The organism is Neoroseomonas terrae (assembly GCF_018129025.1).
GTDB classification, from domain to species: domain Bacteria; phylum Pseudomonadota; class Alphaproteobacteria; order Acetobacterales; family Acetobacteraceae; genus Neoroseomonas; species Neoroseomonas terrae.
The window spans coordinates 85057-107026 of record NZ_JAAEDI010000015.1 but is presented as its reverse complement, the minus strand read 5'-3'; the positions used below and the strand labels follow the sequence as shown (position 1 = coordinate 107026).

Genomic DNA, 21970 nt, shown 5'->3' with positions numbered 1-21970 from the left:
TCCGGCAGCGGATGAGGACCGATCGCGCCCGAATTGGAGGCGCGGCGGGATTGTGCCGGCGGCTATGATGGTCGACATGCAGGATCCCTTCGACCTCGACCGCTTCGTGACGGCACAGGCGCCGGTGCTTGCGGCTGTGCGTGAGGAGCTTCGTGCCGGGCGAAAGCGCACGCATTGGATGTGGTTCGTCTTTCCACAGCTTCGCGCGCTCGGGCGGAGCACGACGGCCGTGCACTACGGCATCGCCTCGCTGGCCGAGGCGCAGGCCTATTTGACGCATCCGCTGCTCGGGCCGCGCCTGCTGGAATGCACGGGCCTCGTCTGCACCCATCGGGACCGCAGCCTCCAAGCCATCCTCGGCAGTCCGGACGACATGAAGTTCCGGTCCTGCATGACGCTGTTCGCGAAGGCCGACCCCGCCGCGATCTTCCCGGAGGCGCTCGCGATCTTCTGCGGCAGCGAACCCGATCCGCTGACCACGGAATTGCTCGCCGCCGGGTGACTACAGCCCGAGGCCCCGGACCAGCAGCGATTCGAGCGCGGCGCGGCGTTCGGCCGGGATGGCCACGGCCTTGCGAGCCTTGAGGTCGAAGGCGATGCCCACCGCCTCGGCCGCGGCGACGATGACGCCGGTCTCACCGTCATGGACCAGGTGCGTCCAGGTCGTCGTCTTCTCACCCAGCGCCTTCAGCCCGCTGCACACGGTCAGCAACTGCCCCGCGCGCAGCGGTTGGAACTGCGCGACCCGGTATTCCAGCGCAGCCGAGCCCATCCCTTCTTCCTTGATGCCGAGGCCGGTGCCGCGGTTGCGCAGGTTCGGCACGCCATCCCAGATGCGGGCGATGATGACATCGGCGCGCATCGTGCCATCCGGGTCGCATTCATGGGGGCGGACGGCGCCGCGATAGCCTTCCGTCAGCCCCATCGCCTGCGCCGCGGCGCGGTCCGGCAAAGGCGCCGGCGGATCGAAGCCGAGGCCCCGCGGGCCGGCATGCGCCGGCATCTCGACGAGCAGCGACCGGGCCTCCAGTTCTGCCGGCAGCGCCGCCAGACCGCCCTCCGGCCCCGCCCAGACGCCGAGGTCCGTCACCAGCGTCGCCGCCGGCGCATCCGCGGCGTTATTGCGGATCTCGACCACGGTTCGCAGCCGGTCCACCCCCAGCCGAAGCACCCCGCCGCGGATGATGAACGGCGTGCCGGGCGCCAGTTCCCGAAGAAAGCGCAGATGCTGGTCCACCACCGCAAGCCGGCCGCGCGATGGCGGCAATCCGGCCTCCAGCGCCAGCCAGGCGAGCGCATCCGCCGCGCGCGCGACGTAATGGCGCACATTCATGTGCCCCATCACGTCGCATTCCTCCTGCTGCACGCTGCCCCGGCCGATGACGATCACACTTCCACTCCCACGTCTGTGACCGCAGATCAGCGCGACGCGGGGCGCCCGGCAAGGCGTCCCTGCCAGGCCCAGCCGCTTGACCCCTGCCTGCCTGATTTGCCACGCTGCCCCCGTGGGGACTCTCGTCAGCGTCCGATCCCGTGAGGAGGACACGCTCTGGGCCGTCGTGGCGACGGTCGGGCGCAAGAGCCGCGTAGCGGAGGTCTTCCGCTCCCGCGCGCAGGCGCTGGACGACCGCGCGTGGCGGGACCAGCAGGTCAACGCCTATGCCGATTGGCTGGTGCGGGCGAAGCAGCCCGTGCCGCATTATTCCGTCACCCCCATCCGCCGTTCCGACCTGCCGAGGAAGTGGACGCCGCTGCCCGCCCTCGGCTTCCTGCGCGGCCAGATGATCTGACGCCGCGACTCGGGCACCGCGCCGGCCCGCCGGTTCTCGACTGGATGATGTGAACGGCATATCGCGCGCGGCGCGACGCCTTCGCCGAATCCGTCGGCGACCTACAACGTACGGTGAGCTCACGCGGCTTCGAACTGGGATCCTGCGGCGCGTCCAGGCCCGACGCGCGTCAGCCGCCATCCCCCGGCCGCCGCCCTGCCCAGAACAGCCAGGCAATCCAGCCAAGCGCGCCGACCACCACGGCGTGTGAGCCGGCGACGACCAGCACCGTCTCCCAGTGCCAGCCGGATTCGCGCAGCACGCGCAGCGCCGCGGGCAGGGAGAACCACAACACCGCCGCCAGCGCGGCGGCCAGCAGGATCGCGGGGATGGGCCGCTGCGGCATGGGCGGCAGACCGGGCGGGCGGGCCATCATCGGCTGTCGTCTCCGCCGTCCCAGGAAGTCGTGGAATGGATGCCGTCCCCCTTCGGGTCGGGCGGAATGCGCGAGCCGTTCCAGGCGAGGCTGGCACCGACCGCGATGCCGAACAGGCCCAGCACGGCAACCGCCTCGCCGCCACCGAAGCCCGCCATCGCATGAATGAAGGTGGCGCCGCCGACGACCACGAGGAGCAAGGCGACGGCGCGCCGAAGCACGTCAGCCCGCCTTGGCCAGCGCGTCGAACGCCTTGAGCCGCGCGATCAACGCCGGCATCTCGCGCAGCGGGATCATGTTCGGGCCGTCGCTCGGAGCGCGGTCCGGATCCTCATGCGTCTCGATGAACACCGCCGCGACGCCGACCGCGACGGCGGCCCGGGCCATGACCGGTGCGTATTCCCGCTGCCCGCCCGAGGAAGTGCCCTGACCGCCCGGCTGCTGAACCGCATGCGTCGCATCCATCACCACCGGATACCCCGTGGCGGCCATGATCGGCAGGGAACGCATGTCCGCGACCAACGTGTTGTAGCCGAAGGACGCGCCACGTTCGCACAGCATGATGTTCTCATTGCCCGTGGAGGCGATCTTCGCCGCGACGTTCTTCATGTCCCATGGAGCGAGGAACTGGCCCTTCTTCACGTTGATCGCCCGGCCGGTCTCGCCGGCGGCGAGCAGCAGGTCGGTCTGGCGGCACAGGAAGGCCGGGACCTGTAGCACGTCGCACGCCTCGGCCGCCGGCGCGCAATGGTCGGGCAGGTGCACGTCGGTGAGCGTCGGCAGGCCGGTGCGCTCACGGACCTCGGCCAGGATGGCGAGGCCCTCCTTCATGCCGATGCCGCGCGCGGCCGAGACCGACGTCCGGTTCGCCTTGTCGAAGGAGGATTTGTAGATCAGCGGGACGCCGGCAGCCTTGGCCATCTCCTGCAGCACGGCGGCCGTCTCCAGCGCATGCGCGCGGCTCTCGATCTGGCAGGGGCCACAGATGAAGGCGACCGGCAGGTCGTTGCCGATGGTGATGGGGCCGATCGAGACGTGACGCATTGCTTGCTCCGGATGCGCAGGCGGCCGAGCCGTGCCACGCGAGGAATTCAGTTATCCGCCCCGCCATCTTCCCGGGCAAGGCGGGGGCGCTCCTGATGGCCCTTGGTTCTCCGCTGTGGAACCGAGAGGGGCCTTGCCCCTCTCGGACTCACCCCAGGCCGAAGGGCCTTTGCAAACCTCGACCTGGCGCCGTGCGCAACGGTCAGGAACGGAGCCGAAACCCGGCCCTGCGCCCGGCGCGCGCCTGAAGGGGTGGCGGACCCGCTGCCGGGAACCAACAGTGTGCGGTCCAGGTGCTCCAAGCACCTGGCGGGTGGAGGCTCGGAGGAGTGCAGAGCCCTTCTCCGATCGACCAGGCCAGTCATTCGTATGGCCCGCGGGCCTTAGCCAGGGCGAGCCCGGCTATCAGACCAGCCGCGCCTGCTTCACCGCCGCCCCCACGAAACCCGCGAACAGCGGATGCGGCTGGAACGGTTTCGACTTCAGCTCGGGGTGATACTGCACGCCGATGAACCAGGGGTGGTCCGGGTACTCCACGATCTCCGGCAGCACGCCGTCGGGCGACATGCCGGAGAAGCGCAGCCCAGCGTCCTCCAGCCGGTCCTTGTAGGCGACGTTCACCTCGTAGCGGTGCCGGTGACGTTCCTCGATGGTGCCCTTATCGTCATAGACAGCGCGCACGAGAGAGCCTTCCGCGAGCTTCGCCGGATAGGCGCCGAGGCGCATCGTCCCGCCGAGGTCGCCGCTCAGGTTGCGGCGCTCCACCTCGTTGCCGCGCAGCCATTCAGTCAGCAGGCCGACCACCGGCTCGCTACACGGGCCGAATTCGGTCGAGGACGCGCCCTTGATGTCGAGCAGGTTCCGCGCCGCCTCGATCACCGCCATTTGCATGCCGAAGCAGATGCCGAAGAACGGTATCTTCCGCTCGCGCGCGAAGCGCACGGCTTCGATCTTGCCTTCCGCCCCGCGTTCGCCGAAGCCACCGGGGACGAGAATGCCGTTCACCTTCTCGAGCCGCGCGACGGCCTCGCCGTCATTCTCGAAGATCTGGCTGTCCACCCAATCGAGGTTGACCTTCACGTTGTGCGCGATGCCACCATGGGCGAGCGCCTCCGCGAGCGACTTATAGGCGTCGAGCAGATTGGTGTATTTCCCGACGACGGCGATCGTCACCTCGCCTTCCGGCTGCTTGAACGCGTGCACGATGCGTTCCCAGCGCGCCATGTTCGGCTCGCCATAGGCCGAGAGGCCGAAATGGCGCAGCACTTCCTGGTCGAGCCCTTCCTCATGGTACTTCAGCGGCACCTCGTAGATGGAGCTCGCATCGAGGGCGGGGATGACGCTTTCGGGGCGGACATTGCAGAACAGCGCGATCTTGCGGCGCTCATTCTCCGGGATCGGCCGGTCGCAGCGGCACAGCAGGATCTGCGGCTGGATGCCGAGCCCGAGAAGTTCCTTCACCGAATGCTGCGTCGGCTTGGTCTTCAGCTCCCCGGCGGAGGGGATGTAGGGCACGAGCGTCAGGTGCATGAACAGGCCGCGCTGCGGGCCCAGTTCATTGGCGAGCTGCCGGATGGCCTCGAGGAAGGGCAGGCTCTCGATGTCGCCGACCGTGCCGCCGATCTCGACCAGGACGAAGTCGTAATTGTCCGTCTCGGCCTGGATGACTTCCTTGATCTTGTCAGTGATGTGCGGAATGACCTGAACAGTACCGCCCAGGTAATCGCCGCGACGTTCCGCCGCGATCACATCCGAATAGATGCGCCCCGTCGTCCAGTTGTCGAGCTTGGCGGCCGCGACACCGGTGAAACGCTCATAGTGGCCGAGATCGAGGTCGGTCTCGGCACCGTCGTCGGTGACGTAGACCTCGCCATGCTGATACGGGGACATCGTCCCCGGATCGACGTTGAGATAGGGGTCCAGCTTCCGGAGCCGGACCTTATAGCCGCGTGCCTGAAGCAACGCGCCGAGGGAGGCGGAAGCGATACCCTTGCCAAGGGAGGAGACCACGCCGCCGGTGATGAATACGAACCGCGCCATGGGCGGCCTCCATAACAAGCCGCGCGCGTCACCGCCACCCGCGCGATGCGCAGGGCGGCCACGCGCCCGGAAGTGGTTGAAACGACGGGTCTAGTTGTTCGGCACGGCGGGCAGCGCCGGCACCGCGGGGGCGGCCGGGGCGCTCGCGGGCGGCGGCGAATCGAGAATCGAGCGGCTCTGCTGGCTCGCCCCGCGCGTCATCAGCGCGAGGACCAGTGCGACGATGAAGAACAGCGTGCCGCAGATCGCGGTGGCCCGCGTCAGCAGATTGGCCGTGCCGCGCCCGCCCATGAAGGCGCCCATGCCCTGGGAGGAACCGATGCCGAGCCCCCCACCCTCGCTGCGCTGGAGCAGCACGAGGCCGATCAGGGCCAGGGCGATGAAAAGGTGCAGGACGAGCAGGACGGTGGTCATGGCGGCGCGCTTCTATAGAAGACCAAGGGCTGCGGCTACCCCGCCGCGCGGGCGATGGCCAGGAAATCCTCCGCGACCAGGCTCGCCCCGCCGACCAGGGCGCCGTCCACATGCGGCAGCGCCAGGATCGCCACCGCGTTTCCGGGCTTCACCGAGCCGCCGTAGAGCAGCCGGGTCGTCCCGCCCACGGCTTCGCGCAGGGTGGCGTGGATCGCGGCGATATCGGCCTCGGACGGCGTCTTGCCGGTGCCGATGGCCCAGACGGGCTCATAGGCCACCACGCCCCCGGCCGCCGCAAAGCCGTCCGGCAGGCTGCCGGCGACCTGGGCGCGGACGATCGCCTCGGCCTGCCCCGCCTCACGCTGGGCCAGCGTTTCGCCGACGCAGATGATGGGCGTCAGGCCATGGGCCATGGCCGTGACGGCCTTGGCCTTCACCACAGCATCTGTCTCGCCATGGTCGGCGCGGCGCTCGGAATGACCCAGGATGACATAGGTCGCGCCGCAATCCCGCAGCATGGGGGCGGCGACGTCGCCGGTGTGGGCACCCTTCACGGCGAGATGGCAGTCCTGCCCCCCCACCGCGACCGGCTGGCCGAGCATGGCGACGGCGACCGGATGGACGTAGGGCGCCGGCGGACAGACCAGGAGCTCGGCGGAGATGCCCCCGGCGCCGGCGCGGACGGCCTCGGCGAGGGTCACGGCCTCGCGCAGCGTGCCGTGCATCTTCCAGTTCCCGGCGATCAGCGGTCGCAGTCCAGGCGTCACGGGCGACTTCTCCCCTTCTCGTACAGCATTCGGTTAGCGGCGAGGGGGCGGGCTGTCCATGGCTGGGGGTGGACTCGGAATGGGCCTTGCCCATCCACCAAAGACCGAAAGGCCTTCGGAAACCCTTACTTGGTGCTCGGCGGTGAAGGGGCCGCGCTCCGGGCGCGATGCCCGCGATGACCCCGCACCGTGCACAGCGCGACCCTCACCCTTGCCAGGCGGTTGTCCTGCCCGGCACAGGTGAAGGTTTCCAAGGGCCTTTCGGCCTTTGGCGGGGCGAGGTCTGGAGAGCGGCGGAGCCCCTTTCCAACCCCTGCTGCGCCGCCAAACGCCCCCGCCCCTTCCGTCCCGCCCCCTGCCCGGCTAATCACGCGCGCATGCTCACCGCAATGCGCCGCCTGGCCGGCACCTGGCCCGCCAAGCTCCTCTTCATGCTGCTCCTGGCCTCCTTCCTCGTCTGGGGTATCGAGGACGTCGTGCGGAATTTCGGCCGCGACAGCGCCGTCGTGCGCGTCGGCGACAGCGCGATCGAGCTGCCGGAGGCCCAGGCCGCCGCGCGGCGCGAGATGTCGCGCATCGCCCGCCAGCTCGGCAACCGCTTCGAGCCCGATGAGAATATCCGCCGAGCGGTGGCGGCCACGGCGCTCGAGCGGCTGGTCCAGCAATATTCGCTGCGAACCGAGGCGCACCGTCAGGGCCTCGCGGCGCCGCCCGAGGTTGTGCGCGACGCGGTCTTCGCCATTCCGGGGCTGCGCGGGGCCGATGGCAGCTTCTCGCGCCTCGTCTTCGACAGCTTCCTGCGCAACAACGAGCTGAACGAGCAGCAGTTCCTGACCGTGATGTCGGATGAGGTGCTGCGTGAGCAACTGGCCGGCGCGGTGCGCTCCGGGGCGGCAGCGCCCGATGCGATGACCGGGCCGCTGCTCGCCTGGGCCTTCCAGCGGCGGACGGCGGAGGTTGTGCTGATCACCAGGGCCGCCATGCCGGCGCCGGAAACGCCGACCGAGGCGCAGCTCCAGCGGTATCAGGAGAACAATCCGGCGCGCTTCTCCTCGCCGGAGTACCGGGAGGTCGCGGTGCTGGCGCTGTCGGCCGAGACGTTGTCCGGAGAGGTTTCGGTCAGTGACGCCGATCTGGAACAGGCGTTCGAGCAACGCCGTTCACAATACGAGACACCGGAGCGGCGCCTGATCTACCAGGCCGTGGTGCCGAACGAGGAACAGGCGCGCGCCATCGCCGAGGCGTGGCGGGGCGGCGCCACTCTCGAAGCCATCGAGCATCAGGCCCGCGCCGACGACGGCGGGGCGGCCGATCTCGGCCTGCTCGACCGCGCGTCGCTGCCGCACGCCGCGGTGGCGGCGGCGGCCTTCGCGGCGCCGGAAGGCGGGGTGACCGATCCGCTGCAGAGCCCCTTCGGCTGGCACGTCATCAAGGTGGAGAAGATCGAGCCCGAGACGCGGCGGACGCTCGCCGATGTGCGGGACGAGCTGCGCCGCGCCGTCGCGCACGACCGGGCACTCGACATCGCCTATGAACGCGCAAACCGGGTCGAGGACGCGCTCGCCGGCGGGACGCCGCTGGCGGAGGTGGCGGAACGCTTCGGCCTGACGCTGACCGATGCGACGCTCGATGCGAATGGCCGCAACCAGGAGAACGCCGCCGTCACCCTACCGGTGGCCGAAGGCGAGCGGCCGGCGCTGCTGCGGGCGATCTTCGCCGCACGGCAGGGCGATGCGCCGCGCATGACCGAGATGGGCAACGCCTTCGTCGCCATCCAGATCCGAGAGATCGTCCCCCCCGCGCTGCGACCACTGGCGAGCGTCGAGAACGAGGTCGCCGCCGCCTATCTGACCGACCAGCGGCGGCGGGCGGCGGAGGAGCGGGCGGCCGCGCTTCTCGCCGCAGTCCGGGGCGGCAAGCCGATCGCCGAGGCGGCGACGGAAGCCGGGCTGACGGTGCAGGAGATGGGTCCGGTCACGCGCGACCCGGCGCTCGCCGCGCCGATGCCGCCCGAACTGGTGGCGCCGCTGTTCGAACTGACCCAGGACGGCGCGTCCATGGTCGAGACGCGGGACGGCTTCGCCGTGGCGCAGCTGACCAGCATCACCCCCTTCGACCCGACCAGCGACGACGCCGCGCGGGCGCGCGTGCGCAGCGAGATCGAGCAGACCATGCAGGACGAGCTCGATGCCCAGTTCGCGGCGGCGATCCGCGCGCGGGCGAATGTGCGGGTGAACACCCAGCTGCTCGAACAGGTGACCGGACGATGAGCGGCAGCGACTACACGGCGGCGCGCGCGGCGCTGGAGGCCGGGCGCGGCACGGTGCTGGTGCGGGAGCGCGTCGCCGACCTCGACACGCCCGTGGGCGCCTTCCTGAAGCTGACCGGCGGGGCGCAGCCCAATGCCTTCCTGCTGGAATCGATCGAGGGGGGAGCGGCGCGCGGGCGGTATTCGGGGATCGGCCTGGCACCGGACCTAGTGTGGCGCTGCAAGGGCGGCAAGGCGGAGATCAATCGGCACGCCCTGTCCGCACCGCATGCCTTCGAGCCGGAACCCGGCCCGGCGCTCGACAGCCTGCGCCGGGTAATCGCGGCCGCCCGAATGCCGGTGCCGCCGGGCCTGCCACCGATGGCGGCCGGGCTGTTCGGCTATCTCGGCTACGACATGGTGCGGCTGATCGAGAAGCTGCCAGAGACCAACCCGGACGTGCTCGGCATCCCGGACGCTGTGCTGACGCGGCCGACCCTGATGGCGATCTTCGACCATGTGCGGGACACGCTGACGCTCTGCGCGCCGGTCTGGCCGGGCGGGGAGCCGACCGCGGCGCTGGAAGCCGCCGAGGCGCGGCTGGATGAGGCCGAGGCGGCGCTCGACCGGCCGGTGCCGCGCCCTGCCCCGCCGGCGGTGCTGCCGAAGCTCGCCCAGCCCGACAGCAACTTCACCGAGGCGAGCTTCATCGCGGCGGTGGAGAAGGCGAAGGAGTACATCCGCGCGGGCGATGCCTTCCAGATCGTGCCGTCTCAGCGTTTCTCCGTGCCCTTCGCGCTGCCGCCCTTCTCGCTGTATCGGGCGCTGCGGCGGATCAACCCGGCGCCCTTCCTGGTGTTCGGGGATTTCGGCGGGTTCTCGGTGGTGGCGGCGAGCCCGGAGATCCTGGTGCGCTGCCGCGACAACACGGTCACGGTGCGGCCGCTGGCCGGCACGCGCCGCCGCGGCGCGACCCCGGAGGAAGATCACGCGCTGGAGCTCGAACTGCTCGCCGACCCGAAGGAGCGGGCCGAGCACCTGATGCTGCTCGACCTCGGCCGCAACGATGTCGGGCGCGTCGCCGCGATCGGCTCGGTGAAGGTGACGGCGCAGTTCCAGATCGAACGGTATTCGCAGGTCATGCATATCGGGTCGGAGGTGCAGGGGCGGCTGCGGAACGGGCTGGATGCGCTGGATGCCTACGCCGCCGGCTTCCCGGCCGGGACGCTGACCGGCGCGCCGAAGATCCGCGCCATGGAGATCATCGAGGAACTGGAGCCGTCGCGGCGCGGCCTTTATGCCGGCGGCATCGGCTATTTCGGCGCCGATGGCGGCATGGACACCTGCATCGCGCTGCGCACCGCGCTGGTGAAGGACGGCATCATGCACGTCCAGGCGGGCGCGGGCGTGGTCGCCGATTCCGACCCCAAGGCGGAATACGAGGAGACACACCAGAAGGCGCGCGCGCTGTTCCGCGCGGCCGAGGAAGCGGTACGCTTCGCCGCGGGCAAGCGTGAGCGCGGCAACGCCTGACGTCTCGGCGATCCTCGCCCTTGCCGAGGATGCCCGCGCTCGCGGGCAGGCGCTGGAAGCCGTGGCGGCCCTGCGCAACCTCTCGGCGCTCGTGCCGGGACATCCGCCGGTACAGGCCGCCCTCGCCCGGTGCCTGTTCCAGGCCGGCCTGTGGAACGAGGCCTGGGATACCTACGAGATCCGCTTCGAGCTGTTGCCCTCCGCCTTTCCGCGGGTAACGCGGCGACGGCCGGATGGCGGCGCGGAGCCGCTGCCGATTTGGCGCGGCCAGGGCCAGCCGGAAGCCGTGCTGGTGATGGGGGAGCAGGGGCTCGGCGACACCATCCAGTTCGCGCGCTACCTGCCGCTGCTGGCGGCGCGGGGCATCCGTGTGCATGCGGTGCTGGACCCGCGGCTGCACAACCTGCTGGCGCCGCTGACGGCGGGGATGGAACTGCGGTCGAGCACCGCGCCCGGCAGCATCGCCGGCGTCAGGGCCTGGCTGCCCCTGCTGAACCTGCCGCGGGCGCTCGGCCTGTCGCCGCAGCACTATCGCGGGCGGATCCCCTATCTGGCGGCGGAGCGGGACCGGCTGACACGGATGCGCGCACGGATCGGCGGGCAGGGCTTCCGCGTCGGGATCGTCTGGCAGGGGAATCCGGCGGCGCCGGTCGACGCCAACCGCTCGGCGCCGCTCGCCGCCTTCGCGCCCATCGCAGCGCTGCCCGGCGTGCGGCTGTTCGCGCTGCAGAAGGGACCGGGCGAGGAGCAGGAGGCTCCCTTCCCGCTCGACCGTCTGGGGCCGGAGATGGATGGCGGGCCGGACTGGTTCCTGGACACCGCGGCGGCGATCGAGGCGCTGGACCTGGTCGTGGCGGTCGACACCGCCGTGCTGCACCTGGCCGGGGCGCTCGGGCGGCCGACGCTGATGCTGACGCACGGGCGAAACGCGGACTGGCGCTGGCTGCACGCGGCGGAGGTGCCGGTATGGTACCCGACGGTACGATTGGTGCGCTGCCCGGACGGCACGGCGGATTGGGCGGCGGCGGCCCGGCAGGCGGCGCTGCTGGTCCACACGAGGAACCTGCCGCCGGCGGCCGCGTAGGGATTATCTTGCCCCAGACCATGTGAGCTCCCATATTGGCTCACATGAACGCCATCACCCTGATCGAGCCGCACGCGATCGCCGAGACGATGGGCGGCGAGAAGGTGCTGAAGGCCCCCGTGCAGTCGATGCTCGACCTGCACAAGGTCATCCTGGACGGCGTGCCCAAGGCGGCGGTGGCCCATCTCGCCCGCTTCTTCGCCGATGTGATGCCGAGCCAGGATTTCGCGGCGCTGTTCACCTCCGTCTCGACCATGAAGCGCCCAGGGCCGCTGCCACTGGCGGCGGGGGAGCGCGTGCAGCGCGTGGCACGGCTGACGGCCCTCGCCGAGCGCGCCTTCGGCGACCGCGCCAAGGGCGTCGCCTGGCTGACCACCGCGCATCCGATGCTGGGGCGGATGACGCCGCTGGAACTCGCCAGGACGGAGATCGGGGCGCGGCACGCCGAGCGGCTGCTGGCGAACATCCTCTACGACCTGCCGGCCTGACAGGCGTGCCGACGCGCGTGGTGCGGATCACCCGGGCGGCGCATCCGCTGTGGTCGGGCGCGGATGCAGCGATGGTCGGCGGTCGCTGGAACGCGGTCGGCGTGCCGGTCATCTACGCGGCATCCAGCAAGGCGCTGGCGATGCTGGAGGTGCTGGTACAGGGCGGCGACATGGCCGCGCCGCGCCATGCAGTGACCGCGACCATCCCGGACGACCTGCCCATCGAGGAGCTGACCACGCTGCCGCACGGGTGGCAGGAAATCGACAGCCCGGCCGCCATGGCGGCGGGCACGGCCTGGGCGGTGTCCGGCCGCACGGCCGTGCTGCGCGTGCCGTCGGTGATCGTGCCCGAGGAAGCGAACTACCTGATCAACCCGCTGCATCCCGACGCCGCCCGGATCGTCGTGGATGATCCCGTGCGGGTCGAGTGGGATCCGCGGCTGTTCGGCATTCCGGGGCCATAGCGGCACGGCGATCCCTACCCCCAGACGGGCGCCCCCAGCACCGCGGCGGCGGCGATCAGCAGGAAGCAGATGCTGCGGAACAGCCGTTCGCTCGCGAGGCCGAACAGCCGGCTGCCGCACAGCAGCCCCAGCCCGTAGGCAGGGCCGATGACCAGGGCCTGCTGCACCACCTCGACCGTCAGCAGCCCGCCGAGCAGATACACCACCGCGCTGATCAGCCCGCTCGCCGCGAAGTACAGGACGATGTTCGCGCGGACGCGGCTGGCCGGGATGGCGCCGCCGAGCCAGTAGGCCACCACCGGCGGCCCACCCATCTGCACCGCGCCCGAGAACAGCCCCGCCGTCGCTCCCACGCCCAGCGACGTCGGCAGCGACGGCTTCCCCTGGTACCGCCAGCCCGACACCAGCAAGGCGAGCATCGCCAGCGCCAGGCCGCTCATCGCCCAGCGCAGCGTCAGCGGGTCACCATGCAGCAGCAGCCAGGCGCCGATCGGCGTGCCGACCAGCGTGCCGGCGGTCAGCATGGCGACCTCGCGACGCGACGCCTGCCGCCAGGCCGCCGGGACCAGCGGTGCGGCGAGAACATTGTCGACCAGCATCAGCAGCGGCGCCGCGATGCGCGGCCCGAGCAGCGCACTGGCGAGGGGAATGAAGATCAGCGCGGCGCCGAATCCCGAGAAGCCGCGCGCCAGACCCGCCACCGCGGCGACCAGCGCGGTCGCCAGCACGGCGCCGTCCATCAGTCGATGGCGCGCAGCGCGAGCGCGATGCTCGCCACGATCCAGACCGCGCCCAGCGCCAGCGCAACGCCCATCACGATCGATGCGGCGCGCTTGCGCCCCGCACCGTGTCCGCGCCGCAGGATCGCGCCGGTTCCGACCAACAGCGTCAGCAGCGCGGGCATCGCCCAGGGCATGGCGTCGAGGGCGGCCATCATGCGCGGGACATCCCCTGCATCGCACGCCAGCGCCACCGCACCCCTGCGGGCCGGACCGGCAGCGCGATCCGCTCGCCGGCCATCCCTGTCGTGATCGTCATGCGCAGGCTCGTCATCATGATTGCTCGCTTCGATGCCGTGGCAGGCGGGGCGCCGCGGAGTTCCCGCCGCGCCGGCCTGCCGGGCGGCGCCGGCATACACAGGTCTCGCCACAGGATCGAGAGGCAGGGCACGAGCGCGGTCGCTAGCCCGGCTCGATCAGCGCCAGCGCCTGCGTCAAACTCCAGGTGAACCAGCCGGTGGCGACGCCGACCGCGAGCCCAGCAGCGCCATGCCGATCGCCGGTGCCCGGCCGCTTCCCCAGCGGCGCAGCGCCAGCCCGCCGAACAGCAGCAGCGCCAGGACCAGCGGCTGTACCCAGGGAATGCCGGGCACGTCATCGATCACGCAGCGCTGACCCGCAGGATCGCATCGTCACGCTGCGCCACGGCGGGCAGCAGCCTCGCCCCGAGGCCCGGACCTTCCATCGGCAGCACCCAGCCCTGTTCCACGCGCGGCAGCTCCGTCACGAGGTCGCGATACCACGTCGCGAGCGTCGCGCGCACCACCTCCTGGAACATCGCGGTCGGCGCGTGCATGGCGAGGTGGACGGAGGCGATCAGCGTGATCGGCCCCGTGCAATCATGCGGCGCGACGGGGCGCGACCACGCCTCGGCCAGGGCAGCGATCTTGCGCGCTTCCGTCAGCCCGCCGCACCAGGCGAGGTCGAGCATGACGATGTCCGTCGCCCCCGCCACCAGCAGGTCGCGGAAGGCGACCTTGCCGCCCAGCGTCTCGCTCGCGCAGATCGGCGTGCGGACGGCACGGCGCAGCTCAGCGAGCGAGGCGACGTCGTCCATCTTGGCGATGGGGTCTTCCGCCCAGGTGATGTCGAATTCCTCGAGCGCCTTGCAGATCTGGAAGGCGGCGGGCATCGACCAGAGCGAGTGCAGCTCGGCCATGATCTCCATCCGGTCGCCCACGGCGCGGCGGATCTTCGCGAAGGGCTCGATGCCCTTCTTGAGGTCCGACAGCGTGATCGACACGCCCTGCGTGGCGGGCGCGTAGATGTCGAAGGGCCAAATCTTCATGGCGTTGAAGCCTTCGGAGAGCAGGCTTTCCGCCAGCACCCCGGCATCGCGCATGAAGGCGACCTGGTCGTCATAGGGGCCGCGCGATTCGTCGGCGGCGCCGATGTCGCGCCGCTGCGCGGACTTCGTGTTGTAGTCGTAGCCGGCGCAGGTGTTGTAGCTGCGGACCCGGTCGCGGGCGCGGCCGCCCAGCGCCTCATGCACCGGGATGCCGTGGCGCTGGCCCATCAGGTCCCACAGCGCGATGTCGATGGCGGATGCCGCGCGGACCTCGGCGCTGGACGCGCCGAAGCCGACATAGGGGGTGAGCAGCGCGCGCGAGAATCCCTCGATGTTGCGGGAATCCTTACCGAGCAGCAGCGGTGCCGCACTTTCGTGGATGACGGCCTCGACCGCCGCGGCGCCGCGGAAGGCCTCGCCGAGGCCGGTCAGCCCCTCATCCGTAGTGATTTCGACCCAGAGGAGGTTGGGGCGTTCGGCGATCCGGATCGTGCGGATGCTCGTGATGCGGCTCATTCGGCGCGGATTCCCTGCTTGCGGACCACTTCCGCCCAGCGGGCGGCCTCGGCGCGGACATGCGCGCCCATCTGTTCCGGCGTGCCGCCGAGAGGCGTGGCGCCGAGTTCCGCCATGCGCGTGCGCACCGCCGGGTCCTGCAAGGCGCGGGCGAAGGCGGCGTTGAGCGCGGCGATCGCGGCCGGCGGCGTGCGCGCCGGCGCCATGAAGCCGAACCAGGAATCGATCGCCATGCCCTGCACGCCCTGTTCCGCGAAGGTCGGTACGTCGGGCAGTTCCGGGATGCGTTGGTCGCTCACCGCCGCCAGTGCCCGCACCGTGCCCGAGCGGATATGCGGCAGGATGGAGGGCAAATTGTCGAAAAACACATCGACGCGCCCCGCGACCAGGTCGGTGATCGCCGGGCCCGATCCGCGATAGGGCACATGCGTCATCTCGATCCCGGTGATCGACCTCAGCAGCTCCGGCCCGAGATGGTTCGACGCGCCGACGCCCGAGGACGCGAAGGACAGCGTCTGCCGCCGCGCGAGCGCGATGAATTCCTGCACGTTCTGGGCCGGCAACTCCCGCCGCGCCGTCATCACGTTCCGCACCGCGCCCGTCAGGATGACCGGCGCGAAGTCGTTCAGCAGGTCGTAGCCCGGGTTGGTGTAGAGCGCCGGATTGGCGCCGCAGGGGCCGAAGGCGCATTGGATCAGCGTGCTGCCATCGGCTGCACCACGCGCGGCCTCGGCCATGCCGATATTGCCGCCCGCACCGCCGCGGTTCTCGATGACCGCCCCGCGCGGCAGATGTGGCCCGGCCGCCTCGGCCAGGACACGAGCGACGATGTCGCTGGTCCCGCCCGGGGTGAAGGGCACGATGATGCGGATGGGCCGGTCGGGCAGGTCGGCGGCGCGGGCGGGCGCGGCCGCCGCCACGGCCAGCAGCCCGGCCAGCCCGCAGGCGAGGCGCCCCAGCGCCTTCACGGTCGCGCGGCCTGGACCGCCCGGAGACAGCAGCGTCATCGTTTCCTCCTGGATATTGGGCGATCGCCGATCGTTGCGGCGCCGCCTTGGTACGCGACCATACGCGATTCGGGGCGCGGCGAGAGGCCGGCTCCGATATCAGTCAGCGCTGACTTGATTTCATCGGCCAGCGGGGCCAACGATCCGCCCCATGATCCTCCTGATCGACAACTACGACAGCTTCACCTTCAACCTGTTCCACTTCCTGGGCGATCTCGGCGCGCAGGTGGAGGTCCGGCGGAACGACGCGATCGATCCGCAGGGGGTGCTCGCCATGAAGCCGGATGCGGTGGTGCTGTCGCCCGGCCCCTGCACGCCGGACCAGGCGGGCATCTGCCTGCCGCTGATCGGCCTCGCCGCCGAGGTGAAGCTGCCGGTGTTGGGCGTCTGCCTCGGCCACCAGGCGATCGGCCAGGCCTTCGGCGGGCAGGTCATCCGCGCGCCGGAACCGGTGCACGGCAAGGTGTGGCAGGTGCATCACGAGGGCCGTGATGTGTTCGCCGGCATCCCCTCCCCCTTCCCGGCCACGCGCTACCACTCGCTGATCGTCGACCGGGCGACCATGCCCGACTGTCTGGAGGTGACCGCCTGGACAGAGGACGGCATCGCGATGGGCGTGAAGCACAAGGAACTGCCGATCTCCGGCGTGCAGTTCCACCCGGAGAGCATCGCCTCCGCCCATGGGCACGATCTGCTGCGGAACTTCCTGACGCTCGCCGGCGCGCGCCTCGCCGCGCCCGCCGCGGCCTGACGGGATGTCCCTCAAACCCATCCTGGCCCGCCTTGCCAATGCGGAACGACTGACGGAAGCCGAGGCCGAGGACGCCTTCGGCATCATCATGGGCGGCGAGGCCACCCCCGCGCAGATCGCCGGCCTGCTGATGGCCATGCGCGTGCGCGGGGAGACGGTTGCCGAGCTGACCGGCGCCGTCCGCGCCATGCGCGCCCGCATGACGGCCATCGAGGCGCCGCCGGACGCCATGGACATCGTCGGCACCGGCGGGGATGGCGCGGGGTCGCTCAACATCTCGACTGCCACGGCAATGGTGGTGGCCGGCGCCGGCGTGCCGGTGGCGAAGCACGGCAACCGCAACCTGTCGTCTAAATCCGGTGCCGCGGATGCGATCAGCGCGCTCGGCATCTCGCTGGACGTACCGATCGACCACCTGCCCGCGGTGCTGGCCGAGGCCGGCATGGTGTTCCTGATGGCGCCGCGGCACCACGCCTCGATGCGGCACGCCGCCGGGCCGCGCGTCGAACTCGGCACGCGCACCATCTTCAACCTGCTCGGCCCCATGGCGAACCCGGCGCGGGTGAAGCGCCAGATGACCGGCGCCTTCGCGCCCGAATGGCTGCGCCCGATGGCCGAGACGCTCGCCCGGCTCGGCACGGAGCGCGCCTGGCTGGTGCATGGCCAGGGTCTCGACGAATTGACCCTGGCCGGGGAGAGCCAGGTCGTCTCGCTCGACGCCGACGGATCGATCCGCGAGTTCACCGTCACTCCGGAGGATGCCGGCCTGCCCCGCGCGCCGACGGAAGCGGTGAAGGGCGGCGATCCCGCCCACAACGCCGCCGCGCTGGAGGCTTTGCTGAACGGCGCCCCCGGCCCATATCGTGACGTGGTCCTGCTGAACGCCGCCGCCGCGCTTATTGTCGCGGGCCGCGCAGGGGACCTCCGAGACGGTGCGGCCATCGCCGCCCGAACCATAGACGAGGGCGCCGCGCTCGGCGTACTGACCCGGCTTCGCGCCGCCTGCCGCCCCCCCAAGGACGCCGCCGCATGAATGCGCCCGTTATCATGACCAAGCCCGCCGATGCCGGTTCCGTGCCCGACGTGCTGGTCCGCATCCTGGCCGACAAGGAGAAGGAGGTCGCGGCACGCATGGCCGCCACCTCCCGTTCCGAGATCGAGAAGGCCGCCCGCGACGCCCCGAAGCCGCGCGACTTCGTGGGCGCGCTGTGCCACCGCATCGGCGAAGGCCGCACCGGCCTGATCTCCGAGATCAAGCGCGCCTCGCCTTCCGGTGGGCTGATCCGCGACCCCTTCGATCCGCCGGCGCTCGCCAGGGCGTATGAGGAAGGCGGCGCCGCCTGCCTGTCCGTGCTGACCGACGCGCCCTATTTCGAAGGCAAGCGCGAGGACCTGGAAGCCGCCCGCGCCGCCTGCAAGCTGCCCGTGCTGCGCAAGGACTTCATGATCCACCCGTGGCAGGTCTTCGAATCCCGCGCCATGGGCGCGGACGCCATCCTGCTGATCATGGCGGCGCTGTCCGATGAGAAGGCGAACGAGCTGGAGGACATCGCCCTGTCACTCGACATGGCGGTACTCGCGGAAGTGCACGACCGTCGCGAACTTGACCGCGCGCTGGGCCTGCAGACCCGGCTGATCGGCATCAACAACCGCGACCTGCGGACGCTGCAGACCGACATCGCGACGACCGAGGCGCTGGCCCCGCTGGTGCCCGCCGACCGCCTGCCGGTGGCGGAAAGCGGCATCCGCACGCCCGCCGATGTGCGGCGCATGGCGATGGCAGGCGCGCATTGCATCCTGGTCGGGGAGCACCTGATGCGGCAGCAGGACGTGACGGCCGCGGCGCGCGAGCTAGTCGACGCGCGTTAAGCGCGGGGTGATGGATCGCGGCGAAGGTTGGAGGGGCTTTGCCCCTCCAAGCCACCCCACCAAAGGCCGAAAGGCCTTTGGAAACCTCGACTTGGCGCCGGGCGCGACGGTTGTGCGGCGTTGCCCTGGCGGAAGCGGGGCGCCGAGGGAGGGGAGAATTGGGGCCCGGCGCGGCGGGACGGTTGCCAGCGGGAAGGTTTGGCACGCCCTCGGCGGTATCGCCTCGCAAATGTCCTCCGGAGATCGGCAGATTTTCATTGCCCGTGGCGAGCGGCTGATCGCGTTGCGCACTGCCCGCGGTTCGATGTGCGGGAGCGCCCCGGACGCCCGAGGCCAAGTTAAGGTTTCCAAAGGCCTTTCGGCCTTTGGTGGGGTGGGGTCCGGGGAGGGGCAAAGCCCCTCCCCGCCTGCACCCGCCGCCGCAAGCAGTTCGGGTCGCCCATGACGCTCACCCATTTCGACGACGCCGGCCGCGCCGCGATGGTGGATGTCTCCGGCAAGGATGAGACGGCGCGCACCGCGACGGCGCGCGGGCGCATCGTCATGCAGCCCGCGACGCTGGCGCTGATTCGTGAAGGCCGTGCCGGCAAGGGCGACGTGCTTGGCGTCGCGCGCATCGCCGGCATCATGGCGGCGAAGAGGACCGCCGAGCTGATCCCGCTCTGCCATCCGCTGATGATTTCGAAGGTGACGGTGAATTTGGAGCCGGAGGGCGAGGACGCCGTGGCGATCGAGGCGACGGTGTCGCTGAACGGCCGCACGGGGGTCGAGATGGAGGCGCTGACGGCCGTGACCGTCGCGGCGCTGACCGTCTACGACATGGTGAAGGCCGTCGATCGCAGCATGCGGATCGAGGATGTCCGCCTGGTGCACAAGGCCGGCGGCAAGTCGGGCGAGTTCCATGGCGAGTGACCTGCTGCCTGTCGAGGAAGCACGCGCGCGCATCATTGCCGCGCTGACGCCGACGGCGGCGGAGACGGTGACGTTGGCCGAAGGTGCCGGGCGTGTTCTGGCCCGGCCTGTCGCGGCGCGGCTGACGCAGCCGCCGGCGGATGTCTCCGCGATGGATGGCTATGCGGTGCGCGCGGCGGATGCGGTGGAGGGCGCGAGCCTTGCCTTGATCGGCGCGGCACCGGCCGGGCGGCCCTTCGAGGGCACGGTGGGCAGCGGTCAGGCGGTGCGGATCTTTACCGGCGGCTTCGTGCCTGACGGCGCGGATGCGATCCTGCTGCAGGAAGATGCGACGGCGTCCGGCGGCAGCGTCCGCGTGAATGAGACGGTGAAGGCCGGGCGGCACATCCGCAGGCGGGGCCTGGATTTCAGCGAGGGGTCGGAGGTGCTGCCGGCGGGGCGGAAGCTGACGGCGCGCGACATCGGGCTGGCGGCGGCGGCGAACAATCCCTGGCTGGCGGTGCATCGGCGGCCACGCATCGGCATCCTCGCGACGGGGGATGAGATCGCCCTGCCCGGCGATCCGATCCCGCCGGGGGGCATCGTGTCCTCGAATGCGCATGCGCTGGCGGCGCTGGTGCGCGTGTCGGGTGGCGATCCGGTCGTGCTGCCGATCGCACCTGACGATACCGCGGCCATCGCGGAGGTCGCTGCCACGGCCCATGCGTTCGACATGCTGGTGACGACCGGCGGGGCGAGCGTCGGCGAGCATGACCTGATCCAGTCGGCGCTGGGCGGCGAAGGATTCGAGCTCGGCTTCTGGAAGATCGCGATGCGGCCGGGCAAGCCGCTGATCTGGGGACGGCTGGGGCGGACGCCGGTGCTGGGGCTGCCGGGCAACCCGGTCTCGGCGCTGGTCTGCGCGGTGGTGTTCCTGATCCCGGCGCTGGGGAAGCTGTCGGGCCTGCCCGGCGCGCCGGCGCCGACGCGACGCGTGATCTCGGGCGTGGCGCTGGTGGAGAACGACAAGCGCGCAGACCATCTGCGCGCGATACTGGCCGTGGATGCCGCCGGGCGGATGGTCGCGACGCCCGCGGCTACGCAGGATTCCTCGATGCTCGCGACGCTGGCGCGGGCGGATGCGCTGGTGTTGCGTGCACCTTATGCGCCCGCGGTGGAGGCAGGCGCGGAGGTTGAGGCGATCCTGCTGGGAGAGCTCGGCGTCTGATACCAGCGGCCGACGTGGTCGACCTTGTCCTGCCCTCTGGCGCCGGACGCTGGTCAGTGTCGACGGACTACCGGGTCCGCGGTCGCGGCTTTGGCACCGGTCAGCGCCGGCAAGGGTAGGCGCCGAGGCTTCCTTACCCTTCCCAGGGTGGCGTCACATCCGGGCGGCCCCGCCGCATCCTGCCGCGGGACAGTTCCGTGACCACGCCGTGCAGCGTCCGCAGTTCCTGCTCCGTCACTTCGCCCCGTTGGAACCAGTGGCGCAGGTTGCGCACCATCCCAGGCCGCTTCTCGATGTTGTCGAGGAAGCCCGTGGCGTCGAGCTCACCGACCAGGCGGTTCAGGAACAGCTCCAGCTCGCCCTTGGTCGCGACCCGCGTCTCGTTCGTCATCAGGGCGCGGGGTGGCGTCGCCTCGGCGGCCGTCCACCATTCATAGGCGAGGATCATCACTGCCTGCGCCAGGTTCAGCGACATGTGCTCGGGGTTCAGCGGATAGCGCACGAGCGTGTCGGCGCAGGCCATGTCCTCGTTCTCGAGCCCCGCGCGTTCCGGGCCGAACAGCACGGCCGAACGCAGGCCGCGGCCCGCGATCTGCCGCAGATCCTCGGCCGCGGCGCGCGCGGTGAAGACCGGAATCACGACGTGACGCGGCCGCGGACAGGTGGCGAAGACGCGATGGCAGTCCGCCACCGCATCCGGGACGCTGTCGAACACCATCGCCGCATCAAGGATCGCGTCCGCGCCCGAGGCGGATGGATAGGCGTCGGGCTGCGGCCAGCCATCACGCGGCGCGACGATGCGCAGGTGGAAAAGCCCGCCATTCGCCATGGCGCGCGCCGTAGTGCCGATGTTGCGCGCCATCTGCGGGCGCACGAGGACGACGATCGGGCTCTCGCCGGCGGGCGGCGTCAGCGTCGCGCGGCCGTCCTTGCGCCCGCCGGTCATCGCGGCGTGCGCGCGAGGAAGGCGCGGAGCTGGGCGATCTCGGCCTCCTGCGCGCGGATCACGTTCTCGGCGAGGGCGCGCATGTCGGGATCGGACCCGTACTGAAGCACCACGCGGGCCATGTCGATCGCGCCCTGGTGGTGCGGGATCATGCCGGCGGCGAAGTCCCGATCGGCATTGCCAGTGTAGGTGATGGTCATGTCGCGGTGCATGCGATCGCTGGCGGCGCGGTAGGCGGCCGTGGAGGCCGGCTCCTGCGCCGCCGTGGCCGGCGCGGGCGCGTGGGAACCGTGGCCGGCGTGCTGGGCCGCGGCGGGCAGGACGAAAAGCGCGGCAGCGGCGGCGAGGATCAGGCGGTTCATGGCAGAGCTTCCCGGTTGGTGATGACCGGGCGGGGTGATCGGGCTT

At 70.9% G+C, this 21970-nt stretch carries 27 protein-coding genes; 12 read left to right on the top strand and 15 right to left on the bottom strand.

Annotated elements, in window-relative coordinates; translation table 11 throughout:
• Positions 1-76: 76 nt before the first annotated feature.
• Positions 77-502, top strand: a complete 426-nt coding sequence (locus GXW78_RS15170; RefSeq protein ID WP_211869674.1) for a DUF1810 domain-containing protein — start codon at positions 77-79, stop codon at positions 500-502.
• Here the strand turns inward: GXW78_RS15170 and GXW78_RS15165 are convergent, their stop codons facing one another.
• A complete protein-coding gene (locus tag GXW78_RS15165; protein ID WP_211869673.1) occupies positions 503-1390 on the bottom strand; it encodes a thioesterase family protein in 888 nt (295 codons plus the stop codon). It lies immediately after the preceding gene.
• Positions 1391-1505: 115 nt separating this feature from the next.
• Between GXW78_RS15165 and GXW78_RS15160 the strand changes: the two genes are divergently transcribed.
• Positions 1506-1790 carry a hypothetical protein gene (locus tag GXW78_RS15160; RefSeq protein WP_211869672.1) on the top strand — a complete coding sequence of 95 codons (285 nt, stop codon included), beginning with the start codon at positions 1506-1508 and terminating at the stop codon, positions 1788-1790.
• A gap of 169 nt (positions 1791-1959) precedes the next feature.
• Here GXW78_RS15160 and GXW78_RS15155 read toward each other — a convergent pair whose 3' ends face one another.
• From GXW78_RS15155 to tpiA, 6 genes are all read right to left on the bottom strand, one after another.
• Entirely contained in the window at positions 1960-2205 is a 246-nt protein-coding gene (locus GXW78_RS15155; RefSeq protein WP_211869671.1) for a hypothetical protein, read from the bottom strand.
• Positions 2202-2426, bottom strand: coding sequence for a hypothetical protein (locus GXW78_RS15150; protein ID WP_211869670.1), 225 nt, complete (start codon positions 2424-2426; stop codon positions 2202-2204). The genes GXW78_RS15155 and GXW78_RS15150 overlap by 4 nt, the downstream gene beginning before the upstream one ends.
• 1 nt (position 2427) lies before the next feature.
• Positions 2428-3249 carry a 3-deoxy-8-phosphooctulonate synthase gene (kdsA, locus tag GXW78_RS15145; protein WP_211869669.1) on the bottom strand — a complete coding sequence of 274 codons (822 nt, stop codon included), beginning with the start codon at positions 3247-3249 and terminating at the stop codon, positions 2428-2430.
• A gap of 405 nt (positions 3250-3654) precedes the next feature.
• Positions 3655-5289: a CTP synthase gene (locus tag GXW78_RS15140; protein ID WP_211869668.1), complete on the bottom strand. Its 1635-nt coding sequence runs from the start codon at positions 5287-5289 to the stop codon at positions 3655-3657.
• A gap of 90 nt (positions 5290-5379) precedes the next feature.
• Positions 5380-5703 carry a preprotein translocase subunit SecG gene (gene secG, locus GXW78_RS15135; RefSeq protein ID WP_211869667.1) on the bottom strand — a complete coding sequence of 108 codons (324 nt, stop codon included), beginning with the start codon at positions 5701-5703 and terminating at the stop codon, positions 5380-5382.
• A gap of 35 nt (positions 5704-5738) precedes the next feature.
• A complete protein-coding gene (gene tpiA / locus GXW78_RS15130; RefSeq protein WP_211869731.1) occupies positions 5739-6458 on the bottom strand; it encodes a triose-phosphate isomerase in 720 nt (239 codons plus the stop codon).
• A 389-nt stretch (positions 6459-6847) separates the two neighbouring features.
• On the opposite strand from tpiA, the gene GXW78_RS15125 reads away from it, so the two are divergent.
• From GXW78_RS15125 to GXW78_RS15105, 5 genes are read left to right on the top strand one after another with little or no spacing between them, the layout of a single operon-like run.
• Positions 6848-8740 carry a peptidyl-prolyl cis-trans isomerase gene (locus GXW78_RS15125; protein ID WP_211869666.1) on the top strand — a complete coding sequence of 631 codons (1893 nt, stop codon included), beginning with the start codon at positions 6848-6850 and terminating at the stop codon, positions 8738-8740.
• Positions 8737-10251 carry an anthranilate synthase component I gene (trpE, locus tag GXW78_RS15120; RefSeq protein ID WP_211869665.1) on the top strand — a complete coding sequence of 505 codons (1515 nt, stop codon included), beginning with the start codon at positions 8737-8739 and terminating at the stop codon, positions 10249-10251. The genes GXW78_RS15125 and trpE overlap by 4 nt, the downstream gene beginning before the upstream one ends.
• A complete protein-coding gene (locus GXW78_RS15115) occupies positions 10232-11335 on the top strand; it encodes a tetratricopeptide repeat protein (protein WP_211869664.1) in 1104 nt (367 codons plus the stop codon). Before trpE ends, GXW78_RS15115 begins: the two co-directional genes overlap by 20 nt.
• Positions 11336-11379: 44 nt before the next feature.
• Positions 11380-11823, top strand: coding sequence for an antitoxin Xre/MbcA/ParS toxin-binding domain-containing protein (locus tag GXW78_RS15110; protein ID WP_211869663.1), 444 nt, complete (start codon positions 11380-11382; stop codon positions 11821-11823).
• Positions 11824-11828: 5 nt separating this feature from the next.
• Positions 11829-12287, top strand: coding sequence for an RES family NAD+ phosphorylase (locus GXW78_RS15105; protein WP_211869662.1), 459 nt, complete (start codon positions 11829-11831; stop codon positions 12285-12287).
• A 14-nt stretch (positions 12288-12301) separates the two neighbouring features.
• Here the strand turns inward: GXW78_RS15105 and GXW78_RS15100 are convergent, their stop codons facing one another.
• The 6 genes from GXW78_RS15100 to GXW78_RS15080 all read right to left on the bottom strand — a co-directional run bounded on the left by GXW78_RS15100 (position 12302) and on the right by GXW78_RS15080 (position 15877).
• Positions 12302-13015 carry a sulfite exporter TauE/SafE family protein gene (locus GXW78_RS15100; protein ID WP_338147752.1) on the bottom strand — a complete coding sequence of 238 codons (714 nt, stop codon included), beginning with the start codon at positions 13013-13015 and terminating at the stop codon, positions 12302-12304.
• A gap of 11 nt (positions 13016-13026) precedes the next feature.
• Complete coding sequence (locus tag GXW78_RS15095; RefSeq protein WP_211869660.1) at positions 13027-13224, bottom strand: hypothetical protein; 198 nt, start codon at positions 13222-13224, stop codon at positions 13027-13029.
• Positions 13221-13343, bottom strand: a complete 123-nt coding sequence (locus GXW78_RS28305; RefSeq protein ID WP_272876849.1) for a hypothetical protein — start codon at positions 13341-13343, stop codon at positions 13221-13223. Before GXW78_RS28305 ends, GXW78_RS15095 begins: the two co-directional genes overlap by 4 nt.
• A 157-nt stretch (positions 13344-13500) precedes the next feature.
• Positions 13501-13671, bottom strand: coding sequence for a hypothetical protein (locus GXW78_RS15090; RefSeq protein WP_211869659.1), 171 nt, complete (start codon positions 13669-13671; stop codon positions 13501-13503).
• Positions 13668-14870 (bottom strand): mandelate racemase/muconate lactonizing enzyme family protein, encoded by a 1203-nt coding sequence (locus GXW78_RS15085; RefSeq protein WP_211869658.1) that lies wholly within the window; start codon positions 14868-14870, stop codon positions 13668-13670. The genes GXW78_RS15090 and GXW78_RS15085 overlap by 4 nt, the downstream gene beginning before the upstream one ends.
• Positions 14867-15877, bottom strand: coding sequence for a Bug family tripartite tricarboxylate transporter substrate binding protein (locus GXW78_RS15080; protein WP_211869657.1), 1011 nt, complete (start codon positions 15875-15877; stop codon positions 14867-14869). Before GXW78_RS15080 ends, GXW78_RS15085 begins: the two co-directional genes overlap by 4 nt.
• Positions 15878-16028: 151 nt before the next feature.
• On the opposite strand from GXW78_RS15080, the gene GXW78_RS15075 reads away from it, so the two are divergent.
• The 5 genes from GXW78_RS15075 (at position 16029) to GXW78_RS15055 (ending at position 20616) form a co-directional block, all read left to right on the top strand.
• Positions 16029-16628 carry an anthranilate synthase component II gene (locus tag GXW78_RS15075; protein ID WP_211869656.1) on the top strand — a complete coding sequence of 200 codons (600 nt, stop codon included), beginning with the start codon at positions 16029-16031 and terminating at the stop codon, positions 16626-16628.
• Between the two features lie 4 nt (positions 16629-16632).
• On the top strand, positions 16633-17661 hold the full coding sequence (gene trpD, locus GXW78_RS15070; RefSeq protein WP_211869655.1) for an anthranilate phosphoribosyltransferase: 1029 nt from the start codon (positions 16633-16635) through the stop codon (positions 17659-17661).
• Positions 17658-18497 carry an indole-3-glycerol phosphate synthase TrpC gene (trpC, locus tag GXW78_RS15065; protein WP_246522232.1) on the top strand — a complete coding sequence of 280 codons (840 nt, stop codon included), beginning with the start codon at positions 17658-17660 and terminating at the stop codon, positions 18495-18497. Before trpD ends, trpC begins: the two co-directional genes overlap by 4 nt.
• A gap of 441 nt (positions 18498-18938) precedes the next feature.
• Positions 18939-19409 (top strand): cyclic pyranopterin monophosphate synthase MoaC, encoded by a 471-nt coding sequence (gene moaC / locus GXW78_RS15060; RefSeq protein ID WP_211869654.1) that lies wholly within the window; start codon positions 18939-18941, stop codon positions 19407-19409.
• Position 19410: 1 nt separating this feature from the next.
• Entirely contained in the window at positions 19411-20616 is a 1206-nt protein-coding gene (locus GXW78_RS15055; RefSeq protein WP_211869729.1) for a molybdopterin molybdotransferase MoeA, read from the top strand.
• A gap of 133 nt (positions 20617-20749) precedes the next feature.
• On the opposite strand, the gene GXW78_RS15050 is transcribed toward GXW78_RS15055, so the two are convergent.
• On the bottom strand, positions 20750-21562 hold the full coding sequence (locus GXW78_RS15050) for an RNA methyltransferase (RefSeq protein ID WP_211869653.1): 813 nt from the start codon (positions 21560-21562) through the stop codon (positions 20750-20752).
• The gene (copM, locus tag GXW78_RS15045; RefSeq protein ID WP_211869652.1) at positions 21559-21924 is read right to left on the bottom strand and encodes a CopM family metallochaperone; all 366 of its coding nucleotides are present in this window, start codon (positions 21922-21924) and stop codon (positions 21559-21561) included. Before copM ends, GXW78_RS15050 begins: the two co-directional genes overlap by 4 nt.
• Positions 21925-21970: the final 46 nt, after the last annotated feature.